Annotated in this window: 7 protein-coding genes; 5 read left to right on the top strand and 2 right to left on the bottom strand. The window is 61.6% G+C overall.

From position 1 onward, the window contains the following. Nucleotides 1-202: 202 nt before the first annotated feature. Nucleotides 203-580, bottom strand: a complete 378-nt coding sequence (gene nirD, locus ACYASU_RS20305; RefSeq protein WP_463583850.1) for a nitrite reductase small subunit NirD — start codon at nucleotides 578-580, stop codon at nucleotides 203-205. Further along, entirely contained in the window at nucleotides 577-3,138 is a 2,562-nt protein-coding gene (gene nirB, locus ACYASU_RS20300) for a nitrite reductase large subunit NirB (RefSeq protein WP_463583849.1), read from the bottom strand. Before nirB ends, nirD begins: the two co-directional genes overlap by 4 nt. Nucleotides 3,139-3,730: 592 nt before the next feature. On the opposite strand from nirB, the gene ACYASU_RS20295 reads away from it, so the two are divergent. The 5 genes from ACYASU_RS20295 (at nucleotide 3,731) to ACYASU_RS20275 (ending at nucleotide 10,252) form a co-directional block, all read left to right on the top strand. After that, nucleotides 3,731-7,531 carry a molybdopterin-dependent oxidoreductase gene (locus tag ACYASU_RS20295; RefSeq protein WP_463583848.1) on the top strand — a complete coding sequence of 1,267 codons (3,801 nt, stop codon included), beginning with the start codon at nucleotides 3,731-3,733 and terminating at the stop codon, nucleotides 7,529-7,531. A gap of 192 nt (nucleotides 7,532-7,723) precedes the next feature. Further along, nucleotides 7,724-8,512: an FKBP-type peptidyl-prolyl cis-trans isomerase gene (locus ACYASU_RS20290; protein WP_037013885.1), complete on the top strand. Its 789-nt coding sequence runs from the start codon at nucleotides 7,724-7,726 to the stop codon at nucleotides 8,510-8,512. 417 nt (nucleotides 8,513-8,929) lie between these two features. Further along, nucleotides 8,930-9,379 (top strand): YkvA family protein, encoded by a 450-nt coding sequence (locus ACYASU_RS20285; protein WP_065986833.1) that lies wholly within the window; start codon nucleotides 8,930-8,932, stop codon nucleotides 9,377-9,379. A gap of 145 nt (nucleotides 9,380-9,524) precedes the next feature. Further along, on the top strand, nucleotides 9,525-9,881 hold the full coding sequence (locus ACYASU_RS20280) for a helix-turn-helix domain-containing protein (RefSeq protein WP_463583847.1): 357 nt from the start codon (nucleotides 9,525-9,527) through the stop codon (nucleotides 9,879-9,881). Continuing rightward, nucleotides 9,878-10,252: a hypothetical protein gene (locus tag ACYASU_RS20275; RefSeq protein ID WP_192170934.1), complete on the top strand. Its 375-nt coding sequence runs from the start codon at nucleotides 9,878-9,880 to the stop codon at nucleotides 10,250-10,252. Before ACYASU_RS20280 ends, ACYASU_RS20275 begins: the two co-directional genes overlap by 4 nt. The last annotated feature ends 430 nt before the right edge of the window (nucleotides 10,253-10,682 follow it).

The following is a 10,682-nucleotide window of genomic DNA, read 5'->3' as shown; positions in this document are numbered from 1 at the left end:
CAGCTCTTTAGGGATTTTGGGTAGCTCGCGTAACGCAGGTTTCTTTTTGGTTGGCATACATGCACCTCTTACTCATGTTATGCCCGAACACAAAATTTCTGACACCCCCGCTTTTGATCTTCGCGGACTAAGCAACGCCGTAGATCCGGGGACAGATTAATTTACGATGAAGCGCTGTAAATAAATCAGTCCCCTGAACGCCTCACCCCACATCTATCTCCACCACATCCCCCACCAGCCGCACTGGCCAGGTCCGCAATCGCAACGCCGCATCTTCCAGACACGTACCGTCCTTGAGTCGGTAATGCTGCTTATATAAAGGCGAAGCGATCACAAGATCTCCGCCCAAACTGCCAACCAACCCCCGCCCAATCACATTCACCCCCGTGACCGGATCGCGATTGTCCACCGCAAACAACTGCGCCGCGCCGCCGACAGACTCCACATAAAACAGCGCCACCTGCGCAGTGCCCACCAGCGCCACCACACCGGAATTCAGCACCAGATCCTCACGCGTACAGACCGCGCGCCACACCTGAGTCTTCGGCAACTCCCTCACTGCTGCATTGGCCTGGCTCATCGTGCAACCTCCACAGCGGCAATCAGATTCAACTCTTCAGCGCGAGCCGGACGACGCTGGCTGCGCTCCTTGACGAAATGAATGTCCGGGTCGGCGCCTTTGTCATTGACGAACGTGCGGAAGCGCTTGAGTTTCTCCGGGCTCTTCAGCGCGTTCGCCCATTCACACTCGTAACGGTCGACCACCAACTGCATCTGCGCCTCCAGCTCGGCGGCAAGCCCCAGGCTGTCGTCGATCACCACCGCTTTCAGAAAATCCAGCCCGCCTTCAAGGGACTCGCGCCAGACCGAGGTCCGCTGCAACTTGTCAGCGGTGCGGATGTAAAACATCAGCACGCGGTCGATGTAACGAATCAGTGTCTCGTCGTCCAGATCGGTGGCGAACAGCTCGGCGTGGCGCGGGCGCATGCCGCCATTGCCGCACACGTACAGATTCCAGCCGTTCTCCGTGGCAATCACGCCAATGTCCTTGCTCTGGGCTTCAGCGCATTCACGGGTGCAGCCGGACACCGCGAACTTCAGCTTGTGCGGCGAGCGCAGGCCTTTGTAGCGGTCCTCGATATTCAGCGCCATTTGCACGCTGTCCTGAACGCCGTAACGGCACCAGGTGCTGCCGACGCAGGACTTCACCGTTCGCGTCGATTTGCCGTAGGCATGACCGGTCTCGAAGCCGGCGGCGATAAGCTCGGCCCAGATGTCCGGCAGCTCGTGCAACTGCGCGCCGAACAGGTCGATGCGCTGGCCGCCGGTGATCTTGGTGTACAGGTCATATTTCTTCGCGACCGCGCCGATGGCGATCAGGCCGTCCGCAGTGATCTCGCCCGCCGGGATGCGCGGCACCACCGAATACGTGCCGTTCTTCTGCATGTTGGCCATGAAGGTGTCGTTGGTGTCCTGCAGCGGCACCAGCGACGGGTCCATGATCGGCCGGTTCCAGCACGAGGCGAGAATCGAGCCGACGGTAGGCTTGCAAATGTCGCAACCCAGATGACCTTTGCCGTGGCGGGCAAGCATCTCGTCGAAGCTTTCGATGTTTTCCACGCGGGCGAAGGCGTACAGCTCCTGCCGCGTAAAGGCGAAGTGCTCGCACAGACTTTTATCGACGGCCACGCCCCGGGCAATGAGTTCGTGCTCGAACACGCTTTTCAGCAGCGCTGTACAGCCGCCGCATCCGGTGGCTGCTTTGGTGCAGGCCTTGAGCCCGGCAAGATCGGTGCAGCCGCCATCGATGGCCGAGCAGATCGAGGCTTTGCTGACGTTGTGGCACGAACAAATAGTCGCCGTGGCGGGCAGGGCATCGGCACCCAACGTCGGCGCGCCGTCGCTGTGGGGCAGGATCAGGCTCGATGGATCGGCGGGCAGCTTGATGCCGTTCTGGGCGTATTGCAGCAGGGTGTCGTAATAGCTGTTGTCACCCACCAGCACCGCGCCGAGCACTTTTTTGCCATCGGCCGACACCACCAGGCGGCGATAACTGCCGCTGGCCTCGTCGATAAACCGGTAACTGCGCGCACCCGCCAACGCACCATGGGCATCGCCGATGGAGCCGACATCGACGCCCAGCAGTTTGAGTTTGGTCGACATATCCGCGCCGAAGAACGGCTCGGCGTCCAGGTTGCACAGCTGCGCCGCGACATTGCGCGCCATCTGATAACCCGGGGCGACGAGGCCGAAGACGCTGCCGTTCCAGGCGGCGCACTCGCCGATGGCAAAAATGTCGGCGTCGCTGGTGCGGCAATGTTCGTCGATGGCGATGCCGCCGCGCGGGCCCAGTTCCAGCTCACATTGGCGGGCGAGGGCGTCCTGGGGGCGTATGCCGGCGGAGAAGACGATCAGGTCGGTTTCGAGGAATTCATCGCCGGCGAAATTCATCCGGTAGCGGTATTCCTCACCCGCGCTGATGGATTGCGTCGCGCGAGACAGATGCACGCCCACGCCCAGTGCTTCGATGCGCGCCTTCAGCGCTGCGCCGCCGTGGTCATCCAGCTGCACCGGCATCAAGCGCGGCGCGAATTCCACCACGTGGGCTTCCAGGCCAAGGGACTTCAGCGCGTTGGCCGCTTCCAGTCCCAGCAGCCCGCCGCCGACCACCACGCCGCGTTTCGCCTGGCGGGCGGCGGCGCGGATGGTGTCGAGGTCGTCCAGGGTGCGGTAGACCAGCCGCGAATGGCCTTCGGCGCCTTCGATGGGCGGCACGAAAGGGTAGGAACCCGTCGCCAGCACCAGCTTGTCGTAACCGAAGCGGCCCTTGGCGGTGATCACTTCGCGCCGCGCCCGGTCGATTTCCAGCACCGGCACACCGAGGTGCAGCGCAAGCCCGGTCTGCTCATATAAAGAAGCAGCGCTCATCGCCAGTGACTCGGCGTCGCGACCGCCAAAGTATTCGGACAGGTGCACGCGGTCGTAGGCGCGCTGGCCTTCTTCACCGAATACATGAATGCAATAGCGATCGAGGGCGCCGGCGGCGATGAGCTGCTCGACACAGTGGTGACCCACCATGCCATTGCCGATAACGATCAGGGTTTTGACGTCGTTGAGTGGGGCGACTGTGGTGGTCATATCGAGTCCCGGCCAAGGCCAATCAGGTTTTTCGAAAGCAAAAAAAAGGCGCCCGGAACCTCTCGGTTCCAGGCGCCTTTGCCTGTTCTTTATGGGTTGCCGCGCGACCACAGTGTCGACGTCAACCTGGTGAGCCCGATGCCGTGGACGGCTGGCGGTCCGCGTTGACCGGCCAGGGCTGCCAACCGCGTGTTCAGGCTGGACTTGATAAGGGATGTAGCAATGGCTGTGCCAGTGGAGAATGTCCACGGGTCGGATACGTTTCGTTCCGGCCAGACGCGTACGTTTGACGGGCAGAAGCGTGATCGCAAGCCGATCTCATCACCCTCGAGAGCAGACGGTTCCGGCTCGAAAAGGGTGCGATTTACCCTGGTGCGCCCCACGGTGAAGCTCAGCGTCCATTCATCACATCAGCAAAATCCACTGAAAACCTCCGCTGCACGTCCCTCGGCCACGCTGGCCTGCCGTTTGCAACACCGTGCCCACAGGCAATCAACGCCGATTGCCATATTCACGACAAAGGCGCCGTGTGCTCTCCGTTTTTCAACGGCTGAGAACAGGGCGTCTTTTTTTTGCTTTCAGGAAACGGAATATGGCGAGCAACAGCGTAAAGAGCGTGTGTCCTTATTGCGGCGTTGGCTGCGGCATCGTCATGCAGGTCGAGGACAACCGGGTCATCAAGGTGGTTGGCGACAAGACCCACCCGAGCAATTTCGGCCGCCTGTGCACCAAAGGCACCACCTGTGGCCAGGCGATTGCCGAGTCGGGGCGGATGGAGTCGGCGTACATCCGCCATCAGCGCAGCCACGAGCCGGTGCGCGCTGACATGGACGCCGCTATCAGCGAAACCGCCCGGCGCTTGCGTGGAATTCTGGACCGCGACGGCCCCGGCGCACTCGCGTTTTACGTCTCAGGCCAGATGTCCCTGGAGGCGCAATACCTGGCCAACAAACTCGCCAAGGGCTTCGTGGGCACGGCCAATATCGAGTCCAACTCGCGGCTGTGCATGGCCAGCGCGGGCAGTGGCTACAAGCTTTCATTGGGCGCGGACGGGCCGCCGGGCTCTTACGATGACTTTGACAAAGCCGACCTGTTTTTCGTGATTGGCGCCAACATGGCTGACTGTCACCCGATCCTGTTCCTGCGCATGATGGACCGGGTCAAGGCCGGGGCGAAGCTGATCGTTGTCGATCCCCGGCGCAGCGCCACCGCCGACAAGGCCGGGCTGTTCCTGCAAATCAGGCCGGGCACCGACCTCGCGCTGCTCAATGGCCTGTTGCACTTGCTGGTGGAGAACGGCGACATCGACGCCGATTTCATCGCCTCGTTCACCCAGGGCTGGGACGTCATGCCCGAGTTCCTCGCCGAGTACACGCCGGCTTATGTCGCGCAGGTCACCGGCCTGGCCGAAGCCGACATCCGTCAGGCGGCGCGGATGATCGGCGCGGCGCCCGAGTGGATGAGCTGCTGGACCATGGGCCTGAATCAGAGCACCCACGGCACCTGGAACACCAATGCGCTGTGCAACCTGCATCTGGCGACCGGGGCAATTTGTCGGCCCGGTAGTGGTCCGTTTTCCCTGACCGGCCAGCCGAATGCCATGGGCGGAAGGGAAATGGGCTACATGGGCCCCGGACTTCCCGGACAGCGCTCGGTGTTGGTGGACGCCGACCGCCGCTTCATCGAAGACCTCTGGAACATCCCGCACGACAGCATCCCGCATCAGCCCGGCGGCGGCACCATCGACCTGTTCGAGCAGATGCGCGACGGCGTGATCAAGGCCTGCTGGATCATCTGCACCAACCCGGTGGCCAGTGTGGCCAACCGCACTTCGGTCATCGACGCCCTGAAGACTGCCGAACTGGTTATCACCCAGGACGCCTTCCTCGACACCGAAACCAATCGCTACGCCGACATCCTGTTGCCTGGCGCGCTCTGGGCGGAAGCGGAAGGGGTGATGATCAACTCCGAACGCACCCTCAACCTGACGCAGAAAGCCGTTGATGCGCCGGGACAAGCGTTGCCCGACTGGCAGGTCATCGCCAGGGTCGCCTGTGAAATGGGTTTCGCCGAGGCCTTCAGTTACGCCTCGGCAGAGGAGGTGTTCGAAGAAATCAAACAGGCGTGGAATCCGGCCACGGGCTACGACATTCGCGGCGCCAGCTATGCGCGGCTGCGGAATCAACCTGTGCAGTGGCCGTGCGCCCCAGCCGACGAGCACACACGCAACCCGATCCGTTACCTGAGCAATACCGACGCACGACCCGTTGAGGCAGCGACACGTCCTGCGATCCTTTTTCCAACCGCAAACGGCAAGGCGGTATTTTTCCCACGCCCGCACATGGCGCCGGCTGAACTGCCCAACGATGCATTTCCGATGGTGCTCAACACCGGCCGCCTGCAGCACCAGTGGCACACCCTGACCAAGACCGGGAAAGTGCCGACATTGAACGCGCTGAACGCGCGGCCGTTCGTCGAGCTGCACCCCGACGATGCCCTTGGGCTGGGCATCCGCGAAGGCGATGGCGTCGAGATCCGTTCCGCGCGAGGGCTGGCGGTGTTGCCTGCGCTGATCAGCGACCGTGTGCTGCAGGGCAACTGCTTCTCGCCCTTTCACTGGAACGACGTGTACGGCGACAAACTGGCGATCAACGCAGTAACCAACGACGCCGTCGACCCGATCTCCCGACAGCCCGAATTCAAGTGCTGTGCGGTCGCTTTGCGCAAAGTCGAGTTGATCGGGCATCGCTTCCTCGATTTGCCCCAAGCCGAGAACGTGACGCAAACAGCGTCCGACCAAGCGCCGCTGTTGACGCTGCTCTGGGCATCCCAAACCGGGAATGCCGAAGCGTTGGCCCGGCAGTTCGGCGACCGGTTGAAGACTGCCGGTGTGCCGGTTCAGGTGGCGGCGATGGACAGTTTCCCCTCCGAGCGTCTGGACCAGTTGCAGAAGGTCGCGCTGATCAGCAGCACCTTCGGCGACGGCGAATCCCCCGACAACGGGCAACAATTCTGGCAGTCACTGGCTGCCCGGCAAGAGCGTCTGGAATCGCTGCGCTACGCCGTTCTGGCGCTGGGTGACTCGAGTTACGACCGCTTTTGCCAGCACGGCAAGAACCTTGACCAGCGCCTGCAAGAGTTGGGCGCTTCATCGCTGATCGCCAGAGTCGAGTGCGACGGCGAATATCAGGCCCACGCAGACGATTGGTTCACGGGCTTGCAGCAGGCGCTGTCGCTGAATCTTCCTACTCCTTCAATCGTCGACAACGCTCCGGTTTTTGGGAATCAGCCCTCACGCACCCAGCCCCATCACGCAAGGGTGTCGATTAATCGGCGGCTGAACGCGGACGGTGCCGCCAAGGACACGCGGCAACTGGCGCTGACCCTTGAGGGTTCGGGCATGACCTACGAAGCCGGCGACGCTTTGGGGGTGTGGCCGCGCAATTGCCCGGAGCTGGTGGACGAGTTGCTCGAACTCACGGGCCTCAACGCCGAGCAACCGGTGCGTGGCGTGAAGGCTGCCGACGTGCCGCTGCGTCAGGCGCTGGCCGAGCAATTCGAGATAGCACGACCGAGCGCAGACACCCTGGCATTCATCGCCGAGCGCAACGGCAGCCACGACCTGAAAACCCTGCTGACCGAGCCCTTCAAAAGCGAGCTGAAAGACTGGCTGTGGGGCCGGCAGCTGGCCGACGTGCTGCGCGAGTTCCCGATTGCGTGCGCTGCGCAGGAATGGCTTGATCATCTCAAGCCCCTTCAGCCACGGCTTTATTCCATCGCGTCGAGCGCCAAGGCGCATCCCGATGAAGTTCACCTGACGGTTTCCGCCGTGCGCTACGGCCCGCGCAAAGGCGTGTCGTCGACGTTTTTGGCGGATCGGGCGGGGGAGTGCGAGGTGCCCATTTTCCTGCAACCCACGCGGCATTTTCGCCCGCCCCTCGATGGCGATGTGCCGATGATCATGATCGGCCCGGGCACCGGGGTGGCGCCGTTTCGGGCGTTTCTCCAAGAGCGGCGCGCCCGGGGCGATCGGGGCCGTAATTGGCTGTTCTTCGGCGAGCAGCATCAGGCCACCGACTTTTACTACCGCGATGAGCTGCAAGGCATGCAGCAGGACGGCCTGCTGACCCGGCTGAGCCTGGCGTTTTCCCGGGATCAGGCAGAGAAGATCTACGTCCAGCAGCGCATACAGGAGCAGGGCGCCGAACTCTGGCGCTGGCTGGAGGAGGGCGCGCACCTGTATATCTGCGGCGATGCCTCGCGGATGGCGCGGGATGTCGATCAGGCGCTGCGTCGTGTGATCAGCGAACAAGGCGGCATGAGCCTGGAAAAAGCCGCCGAACAGTTGCGCTGTCTGACCGAGCAAAAGCGCTACGTGCGGGACGTGTATTAGTCGCGTTCGCTCACCCTGTGGCTGGCCGCTGAACCCCAACTGAACGGATTTCTCGATCAAACAAGAAAACCTTTGGATACCTGAACTTATCTGCCTTTTCTCCCTCTCATGCCGGTAGCCATTGATCGCGGCAGCCTGATAAGCTCGCGGCTTTACTCGTTTGCCCTATTGGCGCATGAACAAGGAAACAGAATGAAACAGCATCGGTTGGCAGCGGCGATTGCCCTGGTCGGTCTGGTACTCGCGGGCTGTGACAAGCAAGCCAGCACCGTTGAGCTGAAAACCCCGGCCCAGAAAGCCTCTTACGGCATCGGCCTGAACATGGGCAAAAGCCTGGCTCAGGAAGGCATGGACGATCTGGATTCCAAAGCGGTCGCGCTGGGTATCGAAGACGCCGTTGGCAAGAAAGAGCAGAAGCTCAAAGACGAAGAGTTGGTTGCAGCGTTTGGCGACCTGCAAAAGCGCGCTGAAGAGCGCATGGCCAAGATGAGCGAAGAGTCGGCAGCCGCCGGCAAGAAGTTCCTCGAAGAAAACGGCAAGCGCAAGGAAGTCACCACCACTGCTTCCGGCCTGCAGTACGAGATCATCAAGAAAGCCGACGGTCCAGTACCGAAGCCGACTGATGTCGTGACCGTTCACTACGAAGGCAAGCTGACTGACGGCAAAGTGTTCGACAGCTCCGTTGAACGCGGCAGCCCGATCGATCTGCCGGTGAGCGGCGTGATCCCGGGTTGGGTCGAAGGTCTGCAACTGATGCACGTTGGCGAGAAGGTCAAACTCTACATCCCTAGCGAATTGGCCTACGGCGCACAAAGCCCTAGCCCAACCATCCCGGCAAACTCGGTTCTGGTCTTCGACCTGGAACTGCTGGGCATCAAGGACCCTGCAGCTGCAGGCGCCAATGATGCTGCTGCCGGCGCTGATGAAGAAGAAGAGGCTGCTCCGGCCGCCGAACCGGCCAAGCCAGCCGCCAAGAAGTAATCGTTCGAAAGACCGATTACCGCTTGAAAGAAATGCCCCGTCTCGACGGGGCATTTTCATTTCCGGGCCGATTTGATCGAACCGGCTTGAGCGGGCAGAGTCCCATGTCGGTCAGTCAACGGGCGTTAAGCCGGGATTTGTCGGAGGCTGCACGTTGTTCGTTGGGCTTTGGCTAGCGCCGCAGGCCCGGTGAGTCAACGGTTTTTTGCGGGTTTTTATGTGTGTAAAAAACGCGCGATTTAACTGCGGACCCATTAGAACGGGCGTTCCGGCCCCGAAAAACGGGTCTGTTCACAAGGTTATCCACAATTTGTGTGGATAACCTTCAGGCGCGGAATCGGCGTACTCGTCGGTAGGCTGCCACGACACACGCAGTAAGCCAGCCAGTCGATTTTTATCGGTAATCGTGGAGTAGATATGAAAGCACCCTGGAATCTCATTCGTTATCTGCCCATGGCCAAGCGCTTGATGGCGGCAGGTCGCCTGCCTGCATTGCTGTTTGCCGTTGCCGGCAAAACGGCCAGTGAGGGCGGTCGGCTGGGCAAGATCAAAGACGATTTGAAACTGCTTCAGGCGTTGTGCCTGGCCTACTGGCGCGGGGAATACCGCGCCATCAGCGGTAAGGCGATTCTTTCGATCGTGGCCGGCCTGATGTATTTCCTCAGCCCTCTGGATGCGATTCCTGACTGGATTCCGGGTCTGGGGATGCTGGACGACATCGCCGTGCTGGCGTGGGTGATGAAACACCTCGAGGCCGAGCTCAGCGCGTTCCGTGCCTGGCGCGAATTGCAGAACCCTGAAAAGCTCGCGGTGGTTGAGCGTCTGCCGGCAACGCCTGTGTTGCTTGAGCACGAGAAGAAGATCTGACAGCGGGTCTGAGTGGGTGATTACTGTCGCTGGCCGCGCTCCGTTGATTCCGCGCACGCCAGTCGTCGCCAACCGCTGTTAAGATGCCGCCCATACTTAGAAAAAGACTACGTAAAGCGTGTTTTTGTCCTACAGGGGTGTTGGTATGGATCTTCAGGTAATTTCGCGCGATGGAGAGCCGGAATATGCGGTGCTGCCATGGGCGCAGTATCAGGCCCTGTTGCGCGCGGCGGGTGTTGCAGCCATGCCTGCGTCCGCGGCGGCGGCTCACACTGAGGCCTCTGGCGGACAGCCCTTCAGCGCACCTGATCTTCCTTCATTCGATCAGCTAGGTGCATTACGCCAAGCGAAGGGCCTGGAAGTGGCGCAACTGGCGCGCACGGTCGGCATCAGCCCCTCTTACCTCGACCTGACTGAAAGCGGCGCCCGTGAGCCGGACGCGGCCATTCGCCGGAGTCTGGCGTGGGAGCTGGGCGTTGCGGGCTGGCGGGGTGAGGCATGAGCGTGCGCATCAGTCGCCAGCACTGGGACGGATTGCTCGCCGAACTGGACCTGGCCCGTCGCCAGCGTCATCTGGTGACCTATCGCGCGTTGCTGGAGCGCTTGCAGTTACCTACACCCGCCATGCAAACCCTGACCGCTGCCCTCGAACACCTCGCCGCCCTCGACGCCCGCGCCGAGCAGCCGTTGCGCAGTTCGTTGGTGATCAGTCAGGGCGCCAGCCGACTGCCCCGCACCGGGTTCTTTGAATGCGTCGAGCGTTTGGGCCGATTCTCAGGCCCTTCGGACGGCGTCGCCGCTGCCTCCTGGCACGCCTCGGAAGTCGCCCGGGTGTTTGAGTTCGAGTACCCGCAGCCGGTGAAGCCGGAGTAGTACAGCTTCTGATTTGAGGCTGGCCGGACTATCGCCTTCGCGAGCAAGCTCGCTCCCACAGGATCTGTGTCGCACTTGGTATTTCAGACTGATCTCGGACCTGTGGGAATGATCCGCCCACCCTCGGGTTTCCGGGCTGAACGCGGGCCTGTGGGAGTGAGCTTGCTCACGAAGAGGCCGGGACATCCACCGAATATTCAGCGGCTGAAATGCAGTCTTCGCGAGCAAGCTCGCTCCCACAGGATCAGTGTCGCACTTGGTATTTCAGATTGATCTCGGACCTGTGGGAATGATCCGCCCACCCTCGGGTTTCCGGGCTTGAAGTGGTCAACTTTTTCCGGACACCTCAATCGGTGATTGTCAGACCGCTTGCCGCTCGTACTGATTGGGCGTCATGTTGCCCAACGTCGAGTGCAATCGCCCCTCGTTA

The organism is Pseudomonas sp. HP_12, assembly GCF_055283955.1.
Note: the sequence above shows the minus strand (reverse complement) of the source record. Positions and strands in the feature narration are given on the sequence as shown.

Coding starts and splice junctions, on each gene's coding strand:
- nirD (WP_463583850.1), bottom strand. CDS start 580: ATGAGCCAGGCCAATGCAGCAGTGAGGGAGTTGCCGAAGACTCAGGTG.
- nirB (WP_463583849.1), bottom strand. CDS start 3,138: ATGACCACCACAGTCGCCCCACTCAACGACGTCAAAACCCTGATCGTT.
- ACYASU_RS20295 (WP_463583848.1), top strand. CDS start 3,731: ATGGCGAGCAACAGCGTAAAGAGCGTGTGTCCTTATTGCGGCGTTGGC.
- ACYASU_RS20290 (WP_037013885.1), top strand. CDS start 7,724: ATGAAACAGCATCGGTTGGCAGCGGCGATTGCCCTGGTCGGTCTGGTA.
- ACYASU_RS20285 (WP_065986833.1), top strand. CDS start 8,930: ATGAAAGCACCCTGGAATCTCATTCGTTATCTGCCCATGGCCAAGCGC.
- ACYASU_RS20280 (WP_463583847.1), top strand. CDS start 9,525: ATGGATCTTCAGGTAATTTCGCGCGATGGAGAGCCGGAATATGCGGTG.
- ACYASU_RS20275 (WP_192170934.1), top strand. CDS start 9,878: ATGAGCGTGCGCATCAGTCGCCAGCACTGGGACGGATTGCTCGCCGAA.